The organism is Kluyvera genomosp. 2 (genome assembly GCF_036759865.1).
GTDB lineage: Bacteria > Pseudomonadota > Gammaproteobacteria > Enterobacterales > Enterobacteriaceae > Kluyvera > Kluyvera ascorbata_B.
In genome coordinates, this window is sequence record NZ_JAPKIA010000008.1 from 42,416 (window position 1) to 66,659 (window position 24,244).

General features: G+C 55.9%; 22 protein-coding genes and 1 pseudogene. 9 read left to right on the forward strand and 14 right to left on the reverse strand.

All coding sequences use genetic code 11. The features are described from left to right. Nucleotides 1-54: 54 nt before the first annotated feature. Together mlc and V6942_RS10230 are read right to left on the reverse strand one after the other, a co-directional pair. Complete coding sequence (mlc, locus tag V6942_RS10225) at nt 55-1,272, reverse strand: sugar metabolism global transcriptional regulator Mlc (protein WP_182934728.1); 1,218 nt, start codon at nt 1,270-1,272, stop codon at nt 55-57. A 118-nt stretch (nt 1,273-1,390) separates the two neighbouring features. Continuing rightward, on the reverse strand, nt 1,391-2,299 hold the full coding sequence (locus V6942_RS10230) for a LysR family transcriptional regulator (protein ID WP_106929068.1): 909 nt from the start codon (nt 2,297-2,299) through the stop codon (nt 1,391-1,393). 116 nt (nt 2,300-2,415) lie between these two features. Here V6942_RS10230 and V6942_RS10235 point away from each other — a divergent pair, with 116 nt between their 5' ends. The 4 genes from V6942_RS10235 (at nt 2,416) to V6942_RS10250 (ending at nt 6,761) form a co-directional block, all read left to right on the forward strand. Then, entirely contained in the window at nt 2,416-3,666 is a 1,251-nt protein-coding gene (locus V6942_RS10235) for an MFS transporter (RefSeq protein WP_106929070.1), read from the forward strand. A 135-nt stretch (nt 3,667-3,801) separates the two neighbouring features. Next, entirely contained in the window at nt 3,802-4,998 is a 1,197-nt protein-coding gene (locus V6942_RS10240; RefSeq protein WP_106929072.1) for an MFS transporter, read from the forward strand. Nucleotides 4,999-5,168: 170 nt separating this feature from the next. After that, entirely contained in the window at nt 5,169-5,594 is a 426-nt protein-coding gene (gene asr / locus V6942_RS10245; protein WP_106929073.1) for an acid resistance repetitive basic protein Asr, read from the forward strand. A 342-nt stretch (nt 5,595-5,936) separates the two neighbouring features. Then, entirely contained in the window at nt 5,937-6,761 is an 825-nt protein-coding gene (locus V6942_RS10250; protein WP_106929075.1) for a trypsin-like serine peptidase, read from the forward strand. On the opposite strand, the gene V6942_RS10255 is transcribed toward V6942_RS10250, so the two are convergent. The 3 genes from V6942_RS10255 to mdtJ form a co-directional block, all read right to left on the reverse strand. Next, nucleotides 6,758-8,923, reverse strand: coding sequence for a bifunctional diguanylate cyclase/phosphodiesterase (locus V6942_RS10255; RefSeq protein WP_333501214.1), 2,166 nt, complete (start codon nt 8,921-8,923; stop codon nt 6,758-6,760). The genes V6942_RS10250 and V6942_RS10255 overlap by 4 nt on opposite strands. Before the next feature lie 92 nt (nt 8,924-9,015). Then, nucleotides 9,016-9,345 carry a multidrug/spermidine efflux SMR transporter subunit MdtI gene (gene mdtI / locus V6942_RS10260; RefSeq protein ID WP_106929077.1) on the reverse strand — a complete coding sequence of 110 codons (330 nt, stop codon included), beginning with the start codon at nt 9,343-9,345 and terminating at the stop codon, nt 9,016-9,018. After that, on the reverse strand, nt 9,338-9,709 hold the full coding sequence (gene mdtJ, locus V6942_RS10265) for a multidrug/spermidine efflux SMR transporter subunit MdtJ (protein WP_181358026.1): 372 nt from the start codon (nt 9,707-9,709) through the stop codon (nt 9,338-9,340). Before mdtJ ends, mdtI begins: the two co-directional genes overlap by 8 nt. Nucleotides 9,710-10,105: 396 nt before the next feature. Here mdtJ and V6942_RS10270 point away from each other — a divergent pair, with 396 nt between their 5' ends. Further along, nucleotides 10,106-11,137 carry an AI-2E family transporter gene (locus V6942_RS10270; protein ID WP_106929080.1) on the forward strand — a complete coding sequence of 344 codons (1,032 nt, stop codon included), beginning with the start codon at nt 10,106-10,108 and terminating at the stop codon, nt 11,135-11,137. 2 nt (nt 11,138-11,139) lie between these two features. Here V6942_RS10270 and V6942_RS10275 read toward each other — a convergent pair whose 3' ends face one another. The 8 genes and pseudogenes from V6942_RS10275 to V6942_RS10310 all read right to left on the reverse strand — a co-directional run bounded on the left by V6942_RS10275 (nt 11,140) and on the right by V6942_RS10310 (nt 18,929). After that, nucleotides 11,140-11,313 (reverse strand): GhoT/OrtT family toxin, encoded by a 174-nt coding sequence (locus V6942_RS10275; protein WP_106929082.1) that lies wholly within the window; start codon nt 11,311-11,313, stop codon nt 11,140-11,142. Nucleotides 11,314-11,511: 198 nt separating this feature from the next. Next, a complete protein-coding gene (locus V6942_RS10280) occupies nt 11,512-11,748 on the reverse strand; it encodes a hypothetical protein (protein ID WP_333501215.1) in 237 nt (78 codons plus the stop codon). 111 nt (nt 11,749-11,859) lie between these two features. Further along, nucleotides 11,860-13,284 carry an aminobutyraldehyde dehydrogenase gene (gene patD / locus V6942_RS10285; RefSeq protein WP_333501216.1) on the reverse strand — a complete coding sequence of 475 codons (1,425 nt, stop codon included), beginning with the start codon at nt 13,282-13,284 and terminating at the stop codon, nt 11,860-11,862. 14 nt (nt 13,285-13,298) lie between these two features. Then, nucleotides 13,299-14,114, reverse strand: coding sequence for an ABC transporter permease (locus V6942_RS10290; protein ID WP_182928952.1), 816 nt, complete (start codon nt 14,112-14,114; stop codon nt 13,299-13,301). Beyond that, entirely contained in the window at nt 14,104-15,033 is a 930-nt protein-coding gene (locus tag V6942_RS10295; RefSeq protein WP_374956752.1) for an ABC transporter permease, read from the reverse strand. The genes V6942_RS10290 and V6942_RS10295 overlap by 11 nt, the downstream gene beginning before the upstream one ends. A gap of 12 nt (nt 15,034-15,045) precedes the next feature. Further along, a pseudogene (locus V6942_RS10300) lies at nt 15,046-16,059 on the reverse strand (ABC transporter ATP-binding protein). A 17-nt stretch (nt 16,060-16,076) separates the two neighbouring features. Further along, nucleotides 16,077-17,222, reverse strand: coding sequence for a putative ABC transporter substrate-binding protein YdcS (ydcS, locus tag V6942_RS10305; RefSeq protein WP_106929093.1), 1,146 nt, complete (start codon nt 17,220-17,222; stop codon nt 16,077-16,079). Between the two features lie 297 nt (nt 17,223-17,519). Next, a complete protein-coding gene (locus V6942_RS10310) occupies nt 17,520-18,929 on the reverse strand; it encodes a PLP-dependent aminotransferase family protein (RefSeq protein WP_106929095.1) in 1,410 nt (469 codons plus the stop codon). A 232-nt stretch (nt 18,930-19,161) separates the two neighbouring features. On the opposite strand from V6942_RS10310, the gene V6942_RS10315 reads away from it, so the two are divergent. From V6942_RS10315 to V6942_RS10330, 4 genes are all read left to right on the forward strand, one after another. Then, nucleotides 19,162-20,562, forward strand: coding sequence for a cytochrome ubiquinol oxidase subunit I (locus V6942_RS10315; protein WP_333501217.1), 1,401 nt, complete (start codon nt 19,162-19,164; stop codon nt 20,560-20,562). Continuing rightward, nucleotides 20,559-21,569 (forward strand): cytochrome d ubiquinol oxidase subunit II, encoded by a 1,011-nt coding sequence (cydB, locus tag V6942_RS10320; protein WP_106929098.1) that lies wholly within the window; start codon nt 20,559-20,561, stop codon nt 21,567-21,569. The genes V6942_RS10315 and cydB overlap by 4 nt, the downstream gene beginning before the upstream one ends. Continuing rightward, entirely contained in the window at nt 21,569-21,694 is a 126-nt protein-coding gene (locus tag V6942_RS10325) for a DUF2474 domain-containing protein (protein WP_181358025.1), read from the forward strand. Before cydB ends, V6942_RS10325 begins: the two co-directional genes overlap by 1 nt. Before the next feature lie 128 nt (nt 21,695-21,822). Then, a complete protein-coding gene (locus V6942_RS10330; RefSeq protein ID WP_182928955.1) occupies nt 21,823-22,173 on the forward strand; it encodes a hypothetical protein in 351 nt (116 codons plus the stop codon). A 77-nt stretch (nt 22,174-22,250) separates the two neighbouring features. Here V6942_RS10330 and V6942_RS10335 read toward each other — a convergent pair whose 3' ends face one another. Further along, complete coding sequence (locus V6942_RS10335; RefSeq protein WP_333501218.1) at nt 22,251-24,212, reverse strand: U32 family peptidase; 1,962 nt, start codon at nt 24,210-24,212, stop codon at nt 22,251-22,253. Nucleotides 24,213-24,244 lie beyond the last annotated feature (32 nt).

Below are 24,244 nucleotides of genomic sequence, written 5' to 3' on the forward strand. Positions count from 1 at the left end.
CGCCAGGGGGTCGGATTGAGGTAGCGCAATTTTTTGCAAAACCGCGAAAAAATGTTAACCCTGTAACAGTCTGATCAGCAGCGTTCCGTTATACAGCGCATCTTTGACCAGCGCGGCACCGGCCATGGTGCCTCGGTTGGAGAACTGCGTTTGCTCCACGGAAATATGCTGGCTGTAGGCTGGCAACGACTGCTGGCGGATGCAGTCGCCAATGGCGGGGAAGAGAATGTCGGCCGCCTGGTTGAACGGCGAACCGATAAGAATTTTTTGCGGATTAAACAGATTCACCATGATTGCCAGTATGCGCCCGACGTTGGTACCAATACTGCTGATGATATCTTTGGCGAGCAAATCGCCCTGCTTTGCCGCCTGGCACAGCCAGTCGACGGTCAGCGGCTGTTGATGCAGCATCGAGCTCATCGACTGCTGCATTCGCACCTGGGTCAGCTCCAGCACGCTTTCCACGCTGGCAATGGTTTCCAGACAGCCGTGGTTGCCGCAGTAGCAACGCTTACCATACGGATCAACCTGGGTATGGCCGATTTCCACCAGGCTGCTGCTGCCTGCATGCAGCAAACGCCCATCGGTAATGACACCGGCACCTACGTTGTGATCGATGACCACCTGAATGACATCGCGCGCGCCGCGCGAAGCGCCGAACAGCGCTTCAGCCATGGTCCAGGCGCTGATGTCGTGCTGAATGTACACCGGCACGCCGGTGTGCGCTTCCAGCGTTTCACCCAACGGTATATCCTTCACATCGTAAAATGGCATGCGGTGAATAATGCCGTTTTCGGTATCGATAATACCCGGCAGCGTAATCGCAATCGCGGTTAACCGTTCAAGCAGCTTCTGATGGCGGATAAAAAATTGATCGATATGGCTCAGTACGCGGTTAAGGAAAGGCGTTTCGTCCTCCAGCGCCAGCTCGAGCAACTCTTCCACCACCAGTTTACTGCTCAAGTCGCGCAGCGCCAGATGGATATCACCACGGCTAATGCGCACGGACAGATAGTGCCAGGCTTCAGTTTCTACCATCAGCCCAACCGCCGGGCGGCCGCGGCTACCCGCTTCCTGAATTTCGGTTTCCTGTACCAGGTGAGCTTCCAGCAGTTCGCGTACAATCTTGGTAATACTGGCGGGGGCCAGTTGCGCAAGTCGGGAAAGGTCAATGCGTGACACCGGGCCGAGCTGATCAATGAGGCGATAGACCGCCCCCGCGTTGGTCTGCTTGATTTGATCGATATGGCCTGGCTGACTATCCGCTACCACCGTTAACTCCCTTATTTTCGCGCTTCGAAATAAACTTTGGGCTATGGTGAATGACTTCAATGGCTGTCGTCAAATATTTACTTAGCCTTGTGATTTACCGCACAATTTTTCACGCTTTTTATCGCTCAACGCTCAGCTTTGCTGCATTTATCAGCTGCTGTTTAAAACGTTCCGCCGCCTGGCTAAGCTCATGATGTTTTGACCACACCAGCCACATTTCCGATACCGCATCCACCTCAGTAATGGGTACCCAGCGCATTTCATTCAGCTGCACGCGGCTAAACGAGGCCGGCAGGATGGAAACACCAAGTCCTGACGCCACGAGGCCGATAATGGTCATCGCTTCCCCAACCTCCTGAGCGATCGCCGGCGTCACGCCGTAGCGACGCATCAAGCCGAGAATATCGTCATACAGACCGGTCCCAACGTGAGGGTCAAAAAAAACGAACGGTTCTTTGCCCAGCTCAACCAGGCTGACCGAGGGTCGCTGAGCCAGCGGGTGGTCACGGTGGATCATCGCCAGCAGCGGCTCGCGCAGGATAATCTGCCAGTCGAGCGTGTCCGGCAGTTGCGTATTACGCATCAGACCCAGCTCAAGCGTCCCTTCAGTTAACGGCGCAATCTGTTCGCGCGTATTGGTTTCGCGAGTCTGAATGTGCACGTCCGGGTAGCGCTGTCGAAAGGCCGACAGCGTATCGGAAACGGCCTTGATAAATGGCGCAGAGGAGGTAAAGCCGATGTGCAGCTCGCCGGTTTCACCATGGTGCAGGCGGCTTGCGCGCGCGGCGGCTTCGTTGACCTGTAATAGGATCTGGCGGCTGTCGGCCAGAAACTGACGCCCGGCTTCCGTCAGGCTAACGCTGCGGTTAGTGCGGGCAAATAAACGGGCGCCCACCTGCTGTTCCAGGATCTGGATCTGCTGGCTCAGCGGGGGCTGCGAGATGTTCAGGCGGGCGGCGGCGCGGCCAAAATGCAGCTCTTCTGCGACAGCGATAAAATAACGTAAATGACGCAGCTCGATATTCATATTTAATACATATCAATTGAGATTATTAATATATTAGACAGAATATTTACATTTTCCTACTCTGATTATGTGACCTATGTCGCCATTACTCGTTGTTTTTAGCCAAGGATCTTCCCGTGAGCCGCACAACTACCGCAGACCATACGCCCGTTATTGATGTCCGCGATGCTAGCCCAACCTCCACCCATGTTTTTATCCGCCGCGGTACGCCGCCGTTTATCCGCGTCACGCTCGCCCTGTTTTCCGCGGGTCTTGCGACGTTCGCCCTGCTGTACTGCGTGCAGCCCATTCTGCCGGTGCTGTCGCATGAATTCGGCATCAGCCCCGCCGGAACCAGTATTTCACTCTCTATTTCAACGGCGATGCTGGCCGTTGGTCTGCTGTTTACCGGCCCGCTTTCCGATGCCATCGGGCGCAAGAAGGTCATGGTGACCGCCCTGCTGCTGGCCTCCTGCTGCTCGCTGCTGTCGACCGTCATGACCAGCTGGCACGGTATTCTGATCATGCGTGCGCTGATCGGCCTGTCGCTGAGCGGCGTGGCTGCCGTTGGCATGACCTACCTGAGCGAAGAGATCCACCCCAGCTTCGTGGCCTTTTCCATGGGGCTGTATATCAGCGGCAATTCCATTGGCGGGATGAGCGGCCGTCTGCTTACCGGCGTACTGACCGATTTCTTCGGCTGGCGCCTCGCGCTGGCGGTGATCAGCGCCTTTGCGCTGGCCGCCGCCATTATGTTCTGGCGTATTTTGCCGGAGTCACGCCACTTCCGCCCCAGCTCACTGAAGCCAAAGTCGCTGCTGATTAACCTTCACCTGCACTGGCGCGATCGCGGCTTACCGCTGCTGTTTGTCGAAGGGTTCCTGCTAATGGGGTCGTTTGTCACCCTGTTCAACTATATTGGCTACCGTCTGATGCTGTCGCCGTGGTCGCTGAATCAGGCGGTGGTAGGTCTGCTTTCCGTCGCCTATCTGACCGGCACCTGGAGCTCGCCGAAAGCCGGCGTCATGACCAGCCGCTACGGGCGTGGCCCGGTGATGATCTTCTTTACCGGCGTGATGCTGCTCGGCCTGCTGCTGACGCTGTTCTCGCCGCTGTGGGTGATTTTTCCGGGTATGCTGCTGTTCTCCGCAGGCTTTTTCGCCGCGCACTCGGTGGCCAGCAGTTGGATTGGCCCGCGCGCGCGCCGCGCCAGAGGCCAGGCCTCATCGCTGTATCTGTTCAGCTACTATCTGGGGTCCAGCATTGCCGGTACGCTAGGTGGCGTGTTCTGGCACCAATACGGTTGGAACGGCGTCGGTGCCTTCATCGCCATACTGCTGGTGGGTGCTCTGGCCATTGGCTACACCCTGCATAAACGCTTGCGTTGATCATAAGCGGCGGCGCACGCGTCGCCGCCCATTATTTTTAATGCTTATGTTATTGACATAAAATGCCTTGTTGTCTCGCCATACTAGATGGCACTTTCTATAATAAGCCCACCTTTGTCTTACCCGCTTCGTGTGATGACTACCTACGCTAACAATACCCAGCTCAATCTGCGCATTATCTCGATCGTTGTTTTTACCTGCATCTGCTACCTCTCCATTGGTCTGCCGCTGGCGGTGCTGCCTGGATTTATCCATTACCATCTTGGTTACAGCACGCTGGTCGCGGGTGCAGTGATTAGCCTGCAGTATATTTCCACGCTCGTTAGCCGCCCTCACGCCGGGCGTTACACCGATATCTGGGGGCCGAAAAAGGTCGTCAGCCTCGGGATCATCTGCTGTATGTTGAGTGGTCTGTTCACTCTGGCCGCCGCCGCCGCACACGGCAGCCCGCTTCTGGCGGTGACGATGCTGCTGGTTGGCCGCGTATTCCTTGGCGTCGGCGAAAGCTTTACCTCCACCGGGTCCACGCTTTGGGGCATAAAAACGGTCGGAGCCGTTCATACCTCGCGGGTTATTTCCTGGAACGGCGTCGCCACCTACGTTGCGATGGCCGCAGGCGCGCCGCTGGGCGTGATGCTGAATGACGCATTTGGTATCAGCGGATTTGCCGCGCTGATTGTGATTATCTCGGTCGTCGGTTTACTGTTTGCCCGCACCCGCGCCGACGTGAGCGTCAGCGCAGGCGTCAGAGCCCCCTTCCACGTCGTGGCACGTAAAATCTGGCCATACGGCCTGGGGCTTGGGCTGGGTACGGTGGGATTCGGGGTCATCGCGACGTTTATCACGCTCTACTTCACCGCCCACGGCTGGCAGGGTGCAGCATTCACGCTGTCATTATTCAGCGTCGGCTTTATCTGTATTCGTCTGGTACTCGGCAACACCATCATTCGCTTTGGCGGTATTCGCGTGTCGCTGGTCTGCTATCTGTTCGAATGCCTTGGGCTGCTGATTATCTGGTTTGCGCCGAATGCGTGGGTTGCCGGGTTCGGCGCTTTCCTGACGGGCTCCGGCTTCTCGCTGGTCTTCCCGGCCCTCGGCGTCGAGGCGGTCAGGCAGGTTGAAGAGCAAAACCAGGGCACCGCGCTGGGCACCTATTCTGCCTTCCTCGACCTGGCGCTGGGTATTACCGGGCCGGTCGCCGGATGGATCGCCGGCTATCACGGGCTGGACAGTATCTACCTGCTTGCCGCTATCGTGGTGGCAATGGCCTTTGTGCTTATTTTCCGCGTCTACCTGTCGCAGCGATCTGACCGGGCAACCTGCGCTGACTAACCTATTGAGGGCGATGAAAAATCGCCCTTGTACGTTTGTACAACAAGTCTTGTACATTCCGTTACACGCCGATACCAATCACTCACGGAAAGACTTATAGCCTGCGGGTATAGTTCTTTCAACGGCCCCGCAGTGGGGTTGAATGAAAAAACCAATTCGAGGGTATGAGAATGAAAAAAGTATTAGCTCTGGTTGTTGCCGCTGCTATGGGTCTGTCTTCTGCTGCTTTCGCTGCTGACGCGACTGCCACTCCGGCACCGGCTGCTGCTGCGACGGCGACTCACGCTGCTCCGGCAAAAGCGACTCACCATAAAAAACACCACAAAGCAGCTGCACCTGCACAGAAAGCTCAGGCTGCCAAAAAACACAAAAAAGCCGCTGCTAAACCAGCAGTAGAACAGAAAGCTCAGGCTGCTAAAAAACACAAAAAAGCAGCAACTAAACCGGCCGTAGAGCAAAAAGCTCAGGCTGCTAAAAAACACAAAAAAGCAGCAACCAAACCGGCTGTAGAGCAAAAAGCTCAGGCTGCTAAAAAACACAAAAAAGCAGTGAAACATCACGCCGCTGCTAAACCGGCTGCACAGCCAGCTGCTTAATCATTATTGATAGACATCGGCGCGGTGAACGCGCCGGTTCAGACCGCCGCGTTATCCCGTCACGTCATTCTCTGGCGTCGGATTCGCCAACGGTCTGAACGATCAACTATTCGCATCGGCGCTATTACAGCGCCGATTTTTTCCCGGAGAGCCAATCATGTTGCGGCGCTATCGTTTCGAGCTCATCCTGGCATTACTGATCGTCTGCGCGCTTATTGCGACCCAGTTCTTCTTTTACTGAGTGTAGTTCGCTGATTTTGCTCCCACTTTTCATTGCTCCCGTCTATAGTAGTCTCACTGGGTTTCGTTTTTATAATCATAATTGCCCCATCAGAGAGTGATATGCGTACAGCCTTTGTGTGTTGTTTACTGGGATCGTTATCCGTTCAGCCCTTCATGACTCATGCTGATGACAGTGATAGCGGCATCAGCGCAAAAGATATTAAAACCCTGTTCTTTGGTCAGGACGATCGCACCCTGGTCAGTCATCCATCGCAAGAGCCGTGGGATGCCATCGGTCAACTGGAAACCGCCAGCGGCAACCTGTGTACCGCCACGCTCATTTCACCGCACCTGGCATTAACCGCCGGACACTGTCTGCTGGAGCCGCCTCGCGGCAAGCTGGATAAAGCCGTTGCGCTGCGCTTCGTATCGCAAAAAGGCAGCTGGCGCTATGAAATTCACGGTATTGAGGGGCGCGTCGATCCTTCGCTGGGTAAACGGCTGAAGGCCGACGGTGACGGCTGGATTGTGCCATCTTCCGCCGCACCGTGGGACTTTGGGCTGATTGTGCTGCGCTATCCCCCCTCCGGCATCACGCCGCTGCCGCTATTTACCGGCAACAAAGCCGAGTTGACCGCCGCGCTGAAAGCCGCCGGGCGCAAAGTCACGCAGTCCGGTTACCCGGTCGATCATCTGGATTCACTCTATAGCCATGAAGACTGTACCGTCACCGGCTGGGCGCAGGACACCGTCCTTTCCCACCAATGCGATACGTTGCCTGGCGACAGCGGTTCTCCGCTGCTGCTGAAAACCGACGCCGGATGGCAGCTGATTGCCGTACAAAGTTCGGCACCGGCGGCGAAAGATCGCTGGCGCGCCGATAATCGGGCCATTTCTGTTACCGGTTTTCGCGATAAGCTGGAAGCGCTGGCCGCCGGTAACTAACTCTGCCGCTGCTGGCGACGCAAAGCCAGCAGCGACGATAACGGCATCGGTTCGCTAAAATAGAAACCCTGCAGCTGATCGCAACCCGCCAGGCGCAGTAGCTTCATCTGCTTCTCTGTCTCAACCCCTTCTGCAATCACCGTCATTCCCAGCGCACTGGCAATACGAATCGTACCACCGACCAGCGCCGCCGCCTGTTCATCATCGTCCACCAGTCCGGCCAGTGATTTATCAATTTTGATGGTGTCAAAATTAAACCGGCGAAGATAACCGATGCTCGAATAGCCGGTACCGAAATCATCCAGCGCAACGGCGGTACCCAGGGCCTTAAGGTTGGCAATCGCCGCGCGGGCGCGTTCAGGTTTCTCCAGCACGTAGGTTTCCGTCACCTCAAGCTGTAGACGTGAAGGCGGGAAACCGGACGACCTGAGTACGCTCGACACTTTATTTTCGAACTCAGGATCGCGGAACTGCGCGGGTGAAATGTTCACCGAGAGCTTTAGATCCGGATGCGCCAGCAGATCGCGGCAGGCCCGCGCCAGCACAAACTGCCCGAGAGAATAAATCAGACCGCTGGTTTCGGCGATGGCAATAAACGCTTCGGGCATCAGTTCACCCTTTGGCCGCCGGGGCCAACGCACCAGCGCTTCCACACCAATCATTACCTGAGTGCGCGCGCAGACAATCGGTTGATACCATACCTCGAACTCATCATGTTCCAGGCCGTGGCGGATATCGTTTTCAATAGAAAGCTGGTACTCGCGGGCACCGTTCAGCTCGGCGTCATAATGGGTAATGCGCCCCTTTCCGGTGACTTTAGAGTGGTACATGGCGATGTCGGCCTGGCGAAACAGCTCGGAGCTTGAAATGGTTTGCAGGCGACCGCTGGCAATACCGATGCTGGCGCTGATGTGCAGCGTTCGTTCGCCGATACGTATCGGCGTGTTAAGATAATCCAGCACGCGCCCCGCAAACGCCGAGGCGCGCGCTTCCGACTGTTCACCGCCAACGGTCATTGCAAATTCGTCGCCGCCCATTCGCGCCAGCATGCCCCCGGTTGGCAGTAACGTTTGCAGCATATCGGCAATGCGAATAATCAGAATATCACCGATATCGTGACCATAAATGTCGTTAACATCCTTAAAACCATCGAGATCGATAAATACCACCGTGTTGATATCATCATCGCCGCGACGGCTAACGCGCTCAAGCTGTTCGATCAGCGCCCGCCGGTTTGGTAAATGGCTCAGCCAATCGGTCAGCGCGATTTCACGTGCCTGGCGTTCCCCGCGCGCCAGTTTCCAGAGCCCTAAGCTACTGAGCAATATAAAGAGCAAAATGAGCCCGGCGGCCAGCAGCGCAATGATACGGATCTGCGGCGATGCCGCGCTGGCCGCTTCAGCGCCCGGTTGACGAAGCTGCCAGTCTAGCCAGCCAACGACCTTATCGCCTGAGGTACGTAGCGGAATGTTGTACATATTCCTGGGCGCATCGACCAGGGTCAGGTTCTCAATCTGAAACGTATTACCAAGGTTTTTCAATAAAACAGGATTGATATGGCGGGTGATAACCAGATAGCGGCGCGTGGCGTCACGCACCTGTAAACGACCGACCATGGGGCGAATCAGGCCGACCCCCACAAAGGCAATCCCTTCACGGGTGCGGGTAATACCGGCGAAAATATTGCTACCGCGACGCAGCGCGTCTTCATTTTTGGCAATCAGCGCGGACAATCCTTCGCCAAAAAAATCGAGATTGGTTTCCGTAAACGGCGCGCTGCGAAACGATCCCCACAGTACTTTATCGTGTTCATCAAGCACGAACGTACCGTCATAGAGATTGTTAATTTTAAAGCCTGCGCCCCAGGTATTGTACAGCCAGGTCGTGTTCAGCTTCGGAGCATACACCTCGCGCACCGCGTCATCCCAGATGGCGTTATCGATAACCAGCGACAAAACGCGGTTAATGGAGGTCTGTATCGCGCCATCAACGGAGAGTGCCGAACGGCGAGCATCAATATCGTTTGTTTTGCTGCTTATCAGATTCTGTGAAAGGTACAGTAAAGCGATAATGGAAAAAATCAGGCCGATGCCTGCTAAAAAGATCATCACGAACAGCGTTTTGGCCGTGGCAATATTACGCCAGCGTGACGGATTGAACATGTATCACCCTCGCAGAAACAAAGCGAACCCTTTGTTACAAGCGTAATACAGACAGCGAATTTCGCTGCCCGATTTCTCAGGCAGCGATCACATCAGGCCAGTTTAATCATCACCATACCGACCAGCAGCAGGGCCAGCCCCATCCAACCCTTATGGTTCAGACGTTGGCCGAAAAGAATCCAGCCCGCCGCCAGCGTTGCCGCGACGCCAAAACCACCCCAAATGGCATAGGCAACCGACAGGTCAATCCCCTTTACCGCCTGAGACAGCGCGCTAAAAGCGGCTAACACCGCCGCCAGCGACAGGAAGCCGTAAAGCTTGTGACGGAAGCCGTCCGAAAACTTGAGGAAAATATTAGCGACTATCTCCAGTACAATGGAGCCCGCCAGCCACAAGCCGTGAATCAATTCAAACTTAGGCATGATTCACCTCTTTTTTCATCATAACGCTTTTCTTCGGCGCTTTTCGCGTACCCGATTTGATCAACACGATGCCGACAACCAGGGTCGCCAGGCCGGTTGCTTTCATCACCGTCAGGCTTTCGTCAAACAATAAAACGCTGAACAGGGTAATCAACAAAATGCCGACCCCTTCCCAGAGCGCGTAGGCGACACCGAGAGCTATTTTCTTAACTGCGAACGAAAGAAAAATATAAGACAGTGCGATCATAACAAGCATTAAAATAAAACCAGCGTTGCCATCACTGACGCTCGCCCATTTCATAGACAGCGTACCCGTAATTTCAGCAACGATAGCCAGGGCTAATAAAATCCAGTAAAACATGATCCTTCTCCTGCATGAGAATATAATCTGCTACGGCTCGCGACGTGCGCAAACCGAAATAAAATGATTAGTATTTAGCTCAAACGAAGAGACGGACTATAGCGCGCTGCGCCAGTGATGCTCACCACAGAAGGCAGAAAAGGAAGGAAAAACAGAAGTTTTGGCAGAAACAAACGTCCTGAACATATTGTCCATAAAATTACAATCATCCGCGGTATTGCTTCTCATCGTTGCGGATTAAAATTGTCCTCAGTAGTTAAACACAGTTAATTTCTAACACAGCCAACGAAGTATTTCAAAATGTTTTCAAATCTTTACTAAGGTTGTTTGATGTAAATGCATTTATTATTAGATGATTCGCAATTATCATAATCAGCAGAATTTATAGCAGGAGCAACCATGGCCAGGCCGATCATCACGCTTAATGGATTAAAAATCGTCATCATGCTCGGCATGCTGGTTATCATTCTTACCGGTATTCGCTTTGCGGCAGAAATTATCGTGCCCTTCGTACTGGCGCTGTTTATCGCCGTGGTGCTTAACCCGGTGGTTCAACTGCTGGTGCGCTGCCGCGTCCCGCGCGTGCTCGGCATTTCGCTGCTCATCGCCGTGATTATCCTGGTTGCCGTGCTGCTGTTAGCATCGCTGGGCACCTCGCTTAACGAGCTGACGCGTACGCTACCGCAATATCGTTCGTCGTTGGCGGTACCGCTTTATAACCTTCAGCCATGGATGCAGCGCTTCGGCATTTCCGTCTCTCCCGATGAACTGATTAAATATATCGATCCCAACGCCGCCATGACGCTGGTTTCACGTTTGTTAAGCCAGCTGTCAAACGCCATGTCGTCAATCTTCCTGCTGCTGCTCACGGTCGTGTTTATGCTGCTGGAGGTGCCGCAGCTCCCGGCAAAATTCCAGCAAATTATGTCGCGACCGGTGGAAGGGATGGCGGCCATTCAACGGGCGCTGGACAGCGTGTCGCACTATCTGGTGCTGAAAACCGCCATTAGCCTCGTTACCGGCCTGATTGTGTGGGGAATGCTGGAACTGCTGGGCGTGCGGTTTGCGTTTATCTGGGGTCTACTGGCATTCGCGCTCAACTATATCCCCAACATCGGGTCGGTGCTGGCGGCCATTCCCCCTATTCTGCAGGTGCTGGTGTTCAGCGGCTTTTACGACGCGCTTATCGTACTTGCGGGGTATCTGATTATAAATCTCGTTTTCGGCAATATTCTTGAGCCTCGCATCATGGGACGCGGCCTTGGGCTCTCCACGCTGGTGGTCTTTTTGTCGTTAATTTTCTGGGGCTGGCTGCTGGGCCCGGTCGGGATGCTGCTATCGGTACCGCTGACGATTATCGTCAAAATCGCACTCGAACAGACTGAAGGCGGTAAAAGCATCGCCATTCTGCTCAGCGATCTTAGCCATTAGCGTCAGAACAGCGACAGCAGTAGCGCAACGGGGAAGCTGAATGGCCACGTTGCGCCAATCAATACCGTCGCTATCAGACGAATAGAGGTACTTTCTTTAGTGAGAAACCAGGTGATAAAGGCACAGATCACGGCCATCACGGCGTAGAAAACAAGCATGTGTTGATACAGCGTCACCAATTTAGTCCTTACAATTGATCGTTAAAGCGGCGCAATATGCTACGTTTTTTGACGCACATCAAGTTTTTGCCGCTTTTCGCGTAGGGATCGCTAATCCACACACATTCATCTCCAGATGAATTCACTGCATGGATGAATTAAAACCAAAGCAACGGTACGCCTCTTTAGTTTTTAATTCTGTGATATGGGTTACGATTAGCGTTTTGGTTGGGAAGCGGTAAAAATCGTATCAGCGACCGGGTCGCTCACCGCATAATTGGGATTGAACTGCGCGATAGGGTTCACTTTCTCCGTATCCCAGGCCTGCGCCAGGCAGGCGGCATCAAGCCGATGTTCGCCGTGACAGGCGGCAATATGATTCGCGGAATAGATAATACCCACGCCGATTAAGGCCGCGATAACGGCAGCGCTACACACAATACTCTTTTTCATGATGCTGACTTTGCCCGGTTTTACAACGGCGCGCATCCTCGCACGTTGCTCCGGGCATGTCAAAAATGGCGCAGTGGGCGGCAGGTTTTTCGCCTACCGCGAAGGGGGTAATCAGTGCTTAATCATCACATGGCGCACGACGGTGTAGTCCTCCAGTCCGTACATCGACATATCCTTGCCGTACCCCGATAGCTTCTGCCCGCCGTGGGGCATTTCGCTGACCAGCATAAAGTGGGTGTTGATCCACGTACAACCGTACTGCAAACGCGCGCTCAAACGGTGCGCGCGCCCTACGTCGCGGGTCCATACCGACGAGGCCAGGCCATACTGTGAATCGTTGGCCCACGCCAGCACCTGCTCTTCACTGTCAAACACCGTCACGCTGACTACCGGGCCAAACACTTCACGCAGAACGATATCATCTTCCTGCAGCGCGCCCGCCAGCAGAGTCGGCTGGAAGTAATAACCGCTTCCCTCTGCCTTCTCACCACCGGTTACCACCTTAATGTGCGGCAGCGCCCTGGCCCGCGCCACGGCATCGCTGACGCGCGTCAGATGTGCCAGTGAACTCAGCGGCCCCAGTTCGGTGCTCACATCCTCCGGGTCGCCGAATTTAAGGGTTGCCACCGCCGCACCAAGGCGAGCCACCAGCCGGTCATAAACGCCCCGCTGCGCATAGATTCGACAGGCGGCGGTACAATCCTGTCCGGCGTTGTAAAAACCAAACGTCCGTACCCCCTCAACCACGGCATCGATATCCGCGTCGTCAAACACAATCACCGGCGCTTTCCCTCCTAGCTCCATGTGCGTGCGCTTAACGGAAGATGCCGTATGCGCCAGAATATGCTCGCCGGTGGCGATTGAGCCGGTCAGCGACACCATGCGTACCTTCGCGTGGCCGGTCAGCGGATCGCCAACGGTATGACCGCGACCAAACAGAACGTTCAGCACGCCGGCAGGGAAAATATCTTTCGCCAGCTCGGCCAGCGTGAGCGCCGTAAGCGGCGTAATTTCAGACGGTTTCAGTACCACGCAGTTGCCCGCCGCCAGCGCCGGTGCCAACTTCCACGCGGCCATCATCAACGGATAGTTCCACGGTGCAATCGAGGCCACCACGCCAACCGGATCGCGGCGAATCATGGAAGTGTGGCCTTCAAGATATTCCCCGGCCGCCAGGCCATTCAGGCAGCGCGCCGCGCCGGCAAAGAAGCGGAATACATCCACCACCGCCGGAATTTCATCACCGGCCACGCAGTGCAGCGGCTTGCCGCAGTTAAGGGATTCCAGCCGGGCGAACGTCTGAGCATGCGCTTCAATCACGTCGGCCAGTTTTAACAAACACTCTGCGCGGTGCTTTGGCGTGGTTTGTCCCCATTGTATGAATGCACGGTCGGCGGCATGCACCGCCGCATCTACCTGCGCGGCGCTGGCCTCCGCGATGTTCAGCAGGATCTCACCCGTAGCGGGGTTATAGACCGGCTGCGCTTCGCCTTCACCCGCGACCAGCTCACCGTTAATCAGTAACTTATGTTGCATAGCATGATCCTGTTTTATTTAAATGTCGTACCACCGCCGGTGGCCGCGTCGTCTTCGCGCGTCAGCCACCATGCCCCTAAAATCGGTATCATTGTCAGTATCATCACCAACAGCGCGACCACGTTGGTCACCGGCACATCGCGCGGGCGCCCAAGTTGGTTAAGCAGCCACAGCGGCAACGTGCGCTCATGGCCTGCCGTGAAGGTGGTGACGATAATTTCATCAAACGACAGCGCAAATGCCAGCATTCCCCCTGCCAGCAGCGCCGAGCCCAGATTTGGCAACACAACGTAACGGAAGGTTTGCCAGCCGTTAGCCCCTAAATCCATCGACGCTTCGACCAGGCTCCATGAGGTCCGCCGGAATCGGGCAATGACGTTGTTAAACACCACCACCACGCAGAACGTGGCGTGACCGATCACAATCGTGAACAGCCCCGGCTCCAGATTCACTACCTTAAACGCGGTCAGCAGCGCCAGTCCGGTAACAATGCCCGGCAGCGCAATCGGCAGCAGGAGCAGCAGCGATATCGCGCTTTTGCCAAAAAAATCCCGCCGCCACAGCGCTGCTGCAGCAAACGTGCCAAGTACCAGCGCAATGGCCGTCGACAGCGCGGCAATTTTCAGTGACAGTGTCACAGCCTCGTAGATATCACTGCGCCCAGCAGCCTCGCTAAACCAGCGCAGCGTCAGGCCTTGCGGCGGGAAACTGAAGGCGGCGTCTTCGGTGTTGAAGGCGTAAAGCGCGATAATCACCAGCGGGAAGTGCAGGAAAATAACACCCCCCCAGGCGGCAATTTTGAGGAACAGCGGTGCGCGTTCAGAGTGCATCGAATGCTCCCAGGCGCTTCACAAACGCCAGATAGAGCGCAATCAGGACGATTGGCACAAGGGTAAACGCCGCCGCCATCGGCATATTGCCAATAGCCCCCTGCTGAGAATAAACCATATTGCCGATGAAGTAGCCCGGCGGCCCCACCAGCTGCGGGACGATAAAGTCCCCAAGAGTCAGCGAGAAGGTGAAGATAGACCCCGCCGCAATCCCCGGTATCGCCAGCGGCAGCACGACATGGCGGAAAGTCTGACGCGGCAATGCGCCGAGGTCAGCGGATGCCTGCAACAACGAGCCGGGGATCCGCTCCAGCGCAGCCTGTACCGGCAGGATCATAAACGGCAGCCAGATGTATACAAACACCAGAAAGCGCCCCAGACCGGAGGTCGACAGCGTATTTCCGCCAACGCCCGGCACGCTCAGTATCGCCGCCAGCAGCGGCTGTAGACCCAGGTGATTTAAAAACCACTGGGCTACACCGTCTTTGGCCAGCAGCAGCGTCCAGGCGTAGGCTTTGACAATATAACTGGCCCACATCGGCAGCATGACCGCCACGTAGAAGAAGGCCTTTTTCTTGCCGTGGGTATAGCGCGCCATATACCACGCCATCGGAAACGCCAGCAGCGCGCTGGCGACCGTCACTGCCAGCGCCATCACCAGCGTACGGACAATAATGTCGTAGTTAGCCGGGTTAAAAAGGGCGTACAGGTTTGCCAGCGTCAGCGTCGGGGTAACCGACATGGTGAAATCATCAAAGGTGTAAAACCCCTGCCACAGCAGCGTCAGCAGCGAACCGAAATAGACAATACCGAACCACATCAGCGGCCCGAGCAGCAGCAGAAAAAGCCCCAGCGTCGGCTTACGCCAGAACAGGCTGGCTATCTTTCCGCCGCCGCGGGAGGAAGGTACCGGCGTCATGCTCATCTCCATTTACCTCCCTCCATCCAGCGCGATCATGGCATCGCGCGGCCAGGAGGCCAGAACATCCCGGCCCACCGCAGGTCCTTCCGCATCCAGCCCGACGGCAAAGTTCGCCTAGCTCACCAGTAGCTTATCGCCGCTTTCAAGCAGCAGCTCATAGCGCGTCGCCGCGCCCTGATACTGCACCGCCTGTATCCGCCCTTTCACCTGCACTTCGCCACCTTCATTCAGGCGGATGTGTTCAGGTCGCAGCGCCCAGTTCCCCGTCATGCCGCATAGCGTCTCCGACATCGCCGGGTCGAACACGTTAGAGGTCCCGACAAAGCTGGCGACGAACGGCGTTCGCGGGCGCAGATAAAGCGCACGCGGCGAGTCCACCTGCTCAATGCGACCGTTGTTAAAGACCGCGACACGGTCCGACATCGATAGCGCCTCGCCCTGATCGTGGGTGACGAAAATAAAAGTGATCCCCAGCGACTGTTGCAGCTTTTTTAATTCGAACTGCATTTGCTCGCGCAACTTCAAATCCAGCGCACCTAGCGGTTCGTCGAGCAGCAGCACCCGGGGTTCATTAACCAGCGCGCGGGCAATCGCCACGCGCTGACGCTGGCCGCCGGAAAGCTGCGACGGCTTGCGCCCGCCGACGAAACCCAGCGCCACTTTCTCCAGCGCCTGCGCCGCCCTGGCCTGACGCTCTTTCTTGCCAACGCCCTTGACCATCAGCCCGTAGGCGACGTTATCAAGCACTGACATGTGCGGAAACAGCGCGTAATCCTGGAAGACGGTGTTAACGTCACGCTCCCACGGCGGCAGTTCGCTGGCGTGACGGCCAAAAATAGAGATAGCGCCGCCGCTCAGTTGTTCAAATCCGGCGATCAGCCGCAGACAGGTGGTTTTGCCGGAGCCAGACGGCCCCAGCATCGAAAAGAACTCGCCGTCATGGATGGCGATACTCACGCCATCCACCGCCCGAACGTCACCATAAAGTCGCGAGACGTCATGAAACTCTACTGCATACGTCATAATGGACTCCTGGGTAATCAACGGCCGCCCATAATGGCGATATAGTCCTGCGTCCAGCGGCTGTAAGGCACATACTTGCCGCCCTCGGCAATCGGCGTTTTCCAGAAGGCAATTTTGTCAAAGAAGCTGTAGCCGTTGGTTTCACAACCTTTGTCGCCCAACAGCGCGCTGGCTTTACACCCTTCAGCCACCACCGGCAGTGAGCCAAACCACGCCGCCACATCACCCTGCACCTTCGGCGTCAGCGACCAGTTCATCCACTTGTAGGCGCAAACCGGATGCTTCGCTTCGGCGTGCAGCATGGTGGTATCCGCCCAACCGGTAACGCCCTCTTTCGGGAAGACGGTCGCAATCGGCTGACCTTCACCTTTCAGGCCGTTGGCCTGGTATGGCCAGGCGCTGGACGCCACCACGCCTTCATTTTTGAAGTCGCTCATTTGTACGGTCGTGTCATGCCAGTAGCGATGAATCAGGCTATGCTGATCGCGCAAGACCTTCAGTACCGCCTGGTACTGTTCTTCGGTCAGCTGGTACGGGTCGCTAATGCCGAGCTGCGGCTGTGTCGCTTTCACAAACAGCGCCGCGTCCGCGATGTAGATTGGGCCATCGTAGGCCTGCACGCGGCCCTGATTGGTTTTGCCGTCCGGCAGATCCTGTTTCACAAAGACCACGTTCCAGGAATCCGGCGGCACAGGGAAGGTTTTAGTGTTGTACATCAGAAGGTTAGGTCCCCACTGATACGGGGTGCCATACACTTTGCCGTCGACGTTAAACCATGCACCTTTCTCAAGTCGCGGGTCGAGGGTTTTCCAGTTTTCGATAAGTGCGGTATTAATCGGCTGCACGCGCTTACCCATGATCAAACGCAGCGAGGCATCGCCGGAAGCCGTCACCAGATCGTAGCCGCCTTTCGCCATCAGGCTAACCATTTCGTCAGACGTCGCCGCCGTTTTGACGTTCACCTGGCAGCCGCTCTCTTTCTCAAACTGCGTGACCCAGTCGTACTGCTTGTCGGTCTGACCGCGTTCGATATAACCCGGCCAGGCAATAATATCCAGTCGTCCTTCGCCTTTTCCCAATGACGTTGGCGGCTCGGCGGCATTGGCGGTGGCAACCGTCATCACCAGCGCGCACAGGCTGCTGCGGGCAAATGTCTTGCTCATAAAGTTTTACTCCTGTCACAATGAATTTGAGCGGCAGCCGTGCCGTTAAAAATATCTCCCTGTTTAAAAATAGACGGCGCCATGACAACCACCGTTGCGGCAGATAAAAATTTGCACAGGTTGTGACAAAGTGCGCATTCCGCAAAAAAGCAATAATCAATGCAGATAATATGGATTATAGACAAGGAGTTACTGGCCGCAGGTGCTATGCGAATTTCCTATGACCAGCCAAAATGAAAAGCCCCCGAATAACCGGGGGAATAATTAAATACAGAAGCTGAAAATAAGCGTTGGTGATTAACTCAGCATTTGTCGAATAAGTTGCCCCAGGGTTTCGACCGCTTTATCTTCTCTTTCCCCCCAGCCCCACGCGGTATTAAAGCGGAAAAATGACGACCAGCTGTCGGTCGTCGAAAACATTTTGCCTGGAGCAATACTAATGTGGTGTTCCAGCGCTTTCGCACTCAGCGTGCCCGCATCCATCCCGGCCGGCAGCTCCAGCCAGAGAAAATAGCCGCTATCGTTATGGTGTATGCGCACCTCAGGCGGCAGCGAACGCAGCAGCGACTGCCACGCCAATTGCTTACGTTCGGCCAGCTGGCGGCGCAAGCGGCGCAGGTGAGCGTCGTAGCGCTTCGTTGCCAGATAGTCGACCAAAGCGAGCTGCATCGGCGAACTGGTCGACAGCGTGCTCATCAGCTGCAAATGCTGAATGCGACGCGCATGTTTACCGGCCGCCACCCAGCCAATACGGAACCCAGGAACCAGGCATTTGGAAAACGAACTGCAGTGCAGCGTCATATCCTGCTTATCCCACGCCTTCGCGGGCAGCGGCTTCTCTCGGCCAAAATAGAGCTCGCTGTAAACATCGTCTTCAATCAGGGTCACATTGTGGGCGGTAAGGATCTGAATAAGCTTCGCTTTCTTTTCCGGCGTCAGCGTAAAACCCAGCGGGTTCTGGCTGTTAGTCATCAGCCAGCAGGCTTTCACCGGATAGTTCTGTAGCGCCTGCACCAATGCGTCGAGATCAATCCCATCCTTCACGTCGGTGGCAACCGACAGCGCTCTCAGCTTCAGGCGTTCCAGCGCCTGAAGCGCCCCGTAAAAACAGGGGTTCTCCACGATCACCCAATCGCCCGGCTCCGTTACCGCCTGAAGGCTCAGGTTCAGCGCTTCCAGCGCACCGGCGGTAATCACAATCTCATCAGGGGATATCGTCATACCCTGTAACGCATAGCGGCGGGCAATAGCATGACGCAGCTCATCGTTACCCGGCGGCAGGTTTTCAATCACGCTCATGGCCGTGGCGGTTTTACTCACCTGTGCCAGCGAACGGTTCAGCTGCGGCAGCGGGAACAGTTTAGGGTCGGGAAACGCCGAGGCAAACGGCAGCACCGCCGCGTTGCGGCTGGCCTGCAGTACCTCAAAGATGTAGGTATTGATATCGACGGCGTTATCCGGCATTACCTGTGCGGGGGCCGCCGCGCGCGGTGCTACCGGATGCGGCGCCACGTAATAACCGGACTGCGGGCGTGCAACAATCCGCCCCTGGCTTTCCAGCAGCTGATACGCATGGCTGACGGTCATAAAGCTCATACCGCTATTGGCCACCTGCTCGCGCAGCGACGGCAGCTTATCACCCGGCTGCCACACCCCGTGGGCGATCTGTTCCGTCATCTGCTCGGCAAGCCGCTGGTACTTTTTCATGGTCGATCCCAATCGCGCAAACTGTGCGAATATATTATATCAGCGTTACAATTTTTGCATTTTTATGTAACTGATATATTCACTCTATCGCCATGATTGAATTAGCTTTGTCGGAAAAACGGGCAAATAAAAAAGCAAAACTGTTATCATTTAAAAGGCGGCGACTGTTTCTGCAACCCATTCACGCCGCTGCGTAAAATCACCGGGAGTTATTCTATTTTCCGGAGTCTGCATGTTCGGTCTTGATGCGTTTCACCTCGCACGAATTCAGTTTGCCTTTACCGTGTCGTTTCACATTATCTTCCCTGCTATCACTATTGGGCTGGCAAGTTACCTGGCGGTGCTGGAAGGTCTATGGCTAAAAACCCATAACCCGCTCTGGCGTTCGCTGTATCAGTTCTGGTCGAAGATTTTCGCCGTCAATTTTGGCATGGGCGTCGTCTCCGGCCTGGTGATGGCCTACCAGTTTGGCACCAACTGGAGCGGTTTCTCGCAGTTTGCCGGCAGCATTACCGGCCCGCTGCTGACCTACGAAGTGCTGACCGCCTTCTTCCTCGAAGCCGGTTTTCTCGGGGTGATGCTGTTTGGCTGGAACCGCGTTGGGCCAGGGTTGCACTTTTTCGCCACCTGCATGGTGGCCCTCGGCACGCTGATCTCAACGTTCTGGATCCTCGCTTCCAACAGCTGGATGCAAACGCCGCAGGGCTACGAAATCGTCAATGGTCAAGTGGTGCCGGTAGACTGGTTTGCGGTGGTATTTAACCCATCATTCCCTTACCGCCTGCTGCATATGTGCATCGCTGCGTTTCTGAGCAGCGCGCTGTTTGTCGGCGCTTCGGCAGCCTGGCATTTACTGCGTGGCAACCCCTCACCGGCAGTACGCGTGATGTTCTCCATGTCGCTGTGGATGACCCTGATTGTCGCCCCTATTCAGGCGATGGTAGGCGATATGCACGGGCTGAATACGCTGAAGCATCAGCCTGCAAAGATTGCAGCGATTGAAGGCCACTGGGAAAATCCGCCGGGAGAACCGACGCCGCTGCTGCTGTTTGGCTGGCCGGACATGAACCAGGAGCGTACCCGCTACGGGTTGGAAATCCCGGCGCTGGGCAGCCTGATCCTCACCCACAGTCTGGATAAACAGGTGCCTGCACTCAAAGACTTTGCCAAAGAAGACCGGCCAAACTCGACGATCGTTTTCTGGTCGTTCCGCATTATGGCCGGATTAGGCATGCTGATGCTGTTGCTAGGCGTCGTCGCGCTGTGGCTACGCAAAAAACAGACGCTTTATACTTCACGCCCGTTCCTGTGGTTCGCGCTGCTGATGGGGCCATCGGGGCTCATCGCCATTCTCGCGGGATGGGTGACCACCGAAGTCGGTCGTCAGCCGTGGGTGGTCTACGGCTTGCAGCGTACGGCGGAAGCCGTCTCGGCCCACGGCGATCTGCATATGAGCATCAGCCTGCTGGCCTTCTTTGTGGTGTACAGCGCGGTCTTCGGCGTCGGCTACAGCTACATGGTACGACTGATTCGCCAAGGGCCTCAGCCGTTTAATCCACCGCCGCACGGTACGCCGTCGCGTCCACTTTCCGCCGCGATCACCGCACAGTCGTCCCAGGAGAAGCGAGCATGAATGTCGATCTGTCTATTGTCTGGTTTGTGATTATTGTCTTTGCCACCCTGATGTATATCGTCATGGACGGCTTTGATTTAGGTATTGGCATCCTGTTTCCCTTTACCCGCAGCGCACAGGAGCGTGACGTAATGGTCAACAGCGTCGCTCCGGTATGGGACGGCAATGAAACCTGGCTGGTACTCGGCGGTGCAGCACTCTTTGGCGCGTTCCCGCTGGCCTACGCGGTCATTATTGATGCGTTGACGATTCCGCTTTCGCTGATGCTTATCGGGCTGATTTTCCGCGGCGTCGCCTTCGAGTTTCGCTTCAATGCCACGCCTTCACATCGCCCGTTCTGGGATAACGCCTTTATGGGCGGCTCGATGCTGGCCACCTTCTGCCAGGGCGTAGTTGTCGGAGCCGTCATTAACGGTTTTCCCGTCAGCCAGCGCGCCTTCAGTGGTGGCCCATTCGACTGGCTGACGCCATTCTCGCTCTTCTGCGGCGTAGGGCTGGTCATCGCCTATGCGCTGCTGGGCGCAACCTGGCTGGTCATGAAAAGCGAAGCCGCTCTGCAAAGCCGTATGCGCCGCGCTGCGCGTGGACTGCTGCTCGCGCTGCTGGCGGTGATGGCGATTATCAGCGCGTGGACGCCGCTTCAGCATGCCGCAATCGCAGCGCGCTGGTTTAGCCTGCCCAATCTCTACTCTCTGCTGCCGGTCCCGCTGCTGGTGCTGGCCGCAAGCGGCGCGCTATGGCATCAACTGGCGCTGCGTGAAAGCCATGTGCCGCCGTTTATTCTGACGCTCGCGCTGGTATTCCTGGGCTTTAGCGGGTTGGGTATCAGCATCTGGCCCGCGATTATTCCACCGTCTATCACGCTGTGGCAGGCCGCCGCGCCGCAACAAAGCCAGGAGTTTATGCTGATTGGCGCCATCTTTATTATTCCCGTCATTCTGGCGTACACCTTCTGGAGCTATTACGTGTTTCGCGGCAAAGTGCCGCAAAATGAGGGATATCACTGATGAAAAGCCGCTGGATATCACGCCTGTTCTGGTTAATTGCGCTGTGGGGCGGCAGCGTGCTGGCGCTGGCAACGGTGGGCGGCTTATTTCGCATGCTGATGACCGCTGCCGGTTTTAAAGCCTGAAAGAACAGCTGCCTGGGTATTGAATCGTACTGGCCAAGAGAAATCCTAATTGCTCTGGCCTTCACATTTCCTCCACTTTTTGTTGGTGAACTAACGCCATTGCACCAAAGCAATGTCTGGAGTACATGATGAAAAAACGTATTGCACTGTCTGCGATTCTGGCGCTGGGCCTGTGTTCAACCGCCTTTGCCGCCGATCGTCAGGATCCGCCGAAAAAGCCGCCTGTAGAACAACAGCATCAGGGTCAGCACGATAACAAAGGCCCGCAGCACGATGGCAAAGGCCAGCCGCCGCGTGATGAAAAAGGTCAGCAGCACGATGGCAAAGGCCAACCGCCGCGCGACAACAAAGGTCAGCAGCATGATGGCAAAGGCCAACCGCCGCGCGATAACAAGGGTCAGCAGCACGATGGTAAAGGTCAGCCGCCAAAACATGACGGCGACAACAAACTGCCACCGCCGAATGACCAGCGTAATTAATTAAAAAAGGCCGGAGAGCACACTCGCTTTCCGGCCTTTTACTTTATATGCCCCCGCGCTGGCGAGTGGCATTAGCGTCAAGCTTTCCGCTTAGGCAGCGTTTTCAGCAATTCGTCCGGGCTTACCGAGGCCACCACGCTCCCCGGTAGCGGCATCTTCAGTATGTGATTTTTAATCTTGCCAATCACGTGCATTTCGCACGGACGACAGTCAAACTTCAGCGTCAGGACTTCATCACCGTTGATGAGCTGCATCGGCGTCGCTTTCCAGCTTTTAATCGACCCTTTCGCCTGCTTCGGGCACAGATTGAAGGCAAAGCGCAGGCAGTGCTTGGTGATCATCACCGGCACGTCGCCCTTCTCTTCGTGCGCTTCATAGGCTGCATCAATCAGCTGAACGCCATAACGGTGGTAAAATTCACGCGCTTTATGGTTATAAACGTTAGCCAGGAAACTCAGATGGCTTTCGGGGTACACCGGCGCCGGTTCGGCAACCGCTTTACGACTGCCGCGAACATAGGCATCCAGCCGCGCCTGGTCGAGCAACGCCACGGTTTCACGACGCAGCTGGTTAAGCAGACTGTTCGGAACAAACAGCGCTTCCGGCAGCAGCACTTCAACGTTGCGTGCGTAGTACAGCGTTTGCCCCAGTTTAGCGATCCCGTCTTGCAGCTGGCTCAGCGCTTTCTCTGCGTTATTCGCCGCTGCAAATTCCCCGTCTAAAGTGTGGGTCACCGCCACGCCGTCTTCGCTGGCTAGCGTCAGCACCAGCTGTTCCTGCCAGCCAGACAGCTCGATATCCACGGCGATGCGGCGCTCGCTGGAGGTTTTCAACAGCGCCTGCTGCCAGTTGTGATCGAGGTTCCGGTTGAGCACCTGATGCGGACGCACCTTATGCAGGTCAGCCGGCATCTCGTTTGGCCAAACGCGGTAGCGATTTTCAGCAATCTTCTCCACCGTATTGGCACGAAAACCGACAACTTCGCGTTTGATGAGCACGTTGAGACCGTCGCCGTTGGCCAGCGGCTCGCTCACTTCAACATCCAGCGTCTCTTTGTTAACCTTCAGCACTTCCCCTACCGGCAGACCGACGAACTTCGGCGAGTCAAACGCACCAATGTTCATCTGACGCTGATTGACGAAATAATCCGTGCTGCCGCGGTGGAAGGTTTTATCGGTCGACGGCACAAAGAAATGCTCAGTACGGCCAGCGGAAGCCCGGGCCAAATCGCCGCGTTCTTCAATAATGGCGTCCAGCATCTGGCGATAGTGTGCAGTGATATTTTTCACATAGCTCATATCTTTATAGCGCCCCTCAATTTTGAAGGAGCGCACGCCTGCATCAATCAACGCGCCAAGGTTGGCGGTTTGATCGTTGTCTTTCATCGACAGCAGGTGCTTTTCAAACGCGACCACGCGTCCCCGATCGTCTTTCAGCGTATACGGCAGGCGACAGGCCTGGGAGCAGTCACCGCGGTTGGCGCTGCGCCCGGTTTGCGCATGAGAGATATTACACTGGCCGGAATAGGCCACGCACAGCGCACCGTGAATAAAGAATTCAATGGTGGCGTCGGCAGCATCGTGAATCGCTTTGATCTGCTGCAAATTCAGCTCACGCGCCAGAACGATCTGGCTAAAACCAACGTCAGAGAGGAATTTAGCTTTCTCCACGCTGCGAATATCGCATTGGGTGCTGGCATGCAGCTCTATCGGTGGGATATCAAGCTTCAGGATGCCCATATCCTGCACGATCAGCGCATCCACGCCGGCATCATACAGTTGGGTGATCAGCTTCTGCGCCGGCGCCAGCTCATCGTCATGCAGGATGGTATTGAGCGTGATAAAAATCTTCGCGCCGTAGCGGTGAGCAAACGGCACCAGCGCGGCAATGTCCTGAAGACTGTTGCTGGCGTTATGGCGTGCGCCAAAACCCGGGCCGCCGATATAAACGGCATCGGCACCGTGAAGTATCGCTTCCCGGGCTATCGCCGTGTCGCGGGCCGGGCTGAGGAGTTCGAGAAGAGCGTTCTGCTGGCGCATACGGTCTGAGTTATCCAGTAGAGTCACAAAAT

What these genes read in the sequence shown, in the direction of transcription:
- cydB (WP_106929098.1), top strand. Translation starts at nt 20,559, where the DNA reads ATGAATGTCGATCTGTCTATTGTCTGGTTTGTGATTATTGTCTTTGCC.
- V6942_RS10310 (WP_106929095.1), bottom strand. Translation starts at nt 18,929, where the DNA reads ATGAAAAAGTACCAGCGGCTTGCCGAGCAGATGACGGAACAGATCGCC.
- V6942_RS10270 (WP_106929080.1), top strand. Translation starts at nt 10,106, where the DNA reads ATGGCCAGGCCGATCATCACGCTTAATGGATTAAAAATCGTCATCATG.
- ydcS (WP_106929093.1), bottom strand. Translation starts at nt 17,222, where the DNA reads ATGAGCAAGACATTTGCCCGCAGCAGCCTGTGCGCGCTGGTGATGACG.
- V6942_RS10240 (WP_106929072.1), top strand. Translation starts at nt 3,802, where the DNA reads ATGACTACCTACGCTAACAATACCCAGCTCAATCTGCGCATTATCTCG.
- asr (WP_106929073.1), top strand. Translation starts at nt 5,169, where the DNA reads ATGAAAAAAGTATTAGCTCTGGTTGTTGCCGCTGCTATGGGTCTGTCT.
- patD (WP_333501216.1), bottom strand. Translation starts at nt 13,284, where the DNA reads ATGCAACATAAGTTACTGATTAACGGTGAGCTGGTCGCGGGTGAAGGC.
- V6942_RS10295 (WP_374956752.1), bottom strand. Translation starts at nt 15,033, where the DNA reads ATGACGCCGGTACCTTCCTCCCGCGGCGGCGGAAAGATAGCCAGCCTG.
- V6942_RS10280 (WP_333501215.1), bottom strand. Translation starts at nt 11,748, where the DNA reads ATGAAAAAGAGTATTGTGTGTAGCGCTGCCGTTATCGCGGCCTTAATC.
- V6942_RS10250 (WP_106929075.1), top strand. Translation starts at nt 5,937, where the DNA reads ATGCGTACAGCCTTTGTGTGTTGTTTACTGGGATCGTTATCCGTTCAG.
- V6942_RS10330 (WP_182928955.1), top strand. Translation starts at nt 21,823, where the DNA reads ATGAAAAAACGTATTGCACTGTCTGCGATTCTGGCGCTGGGCCTGTGT.
- V6942_RS10290 (WP_182928952.1), bottom strand. Translation starts at nt 14,114, where the DNA reads ATGCACTCTGAACGCGCACCGCTGTTCCTCAAAATTGCCGCCTGGGGG.
- mdtI (WP_106929077.1), bottom strand. Translation starts at nt 9,345, where the DNA reads ATGCCTAAGTTTGAATTGATTCACGGCTTGTGGCTGGCGGGCTCCATT.
- V6942_RS10315 (WP_333501217.1), top strand. Translation starts at nt 19,162, where the DNA reads ATGTTCGGTCTTGATGCGTTTCACCTCGCACGAATTCAGTTTGCCTTT.
- V6942_RS10325 (WP_181358025.1), top strand. Translation starts at nt 21,569, where the DNA reads ATGAAAAGCCGCTGGATATCACGCCTGTTCTGGTTAATTGCGCTGTGG.
- V6942_RS10230 (WP_106929068.1), bottom strand. Translation starts at nt 2,299, where the DNA reads ATGAATATCGAGCTGCGTCATTTACGTTATTTTATCGCTGTCGCAGAA.
- V6942_RS10255 (WP_333501214.1), bottom strand. Translation starts at nt 8,923, where the DNA reads ATGTTCAATCCGTCACGCTGGCGTAATATTGCCACGGCCAAAACGCTG.
- V6942_RS10335 (WP_333501218.1), bottom strand. Translation starts at nt 24,212, where the DNA reads ATGCGCCAGCAGAACGCTCTTCTCGAACTCCTCAGCCCGGCCCGCGAC.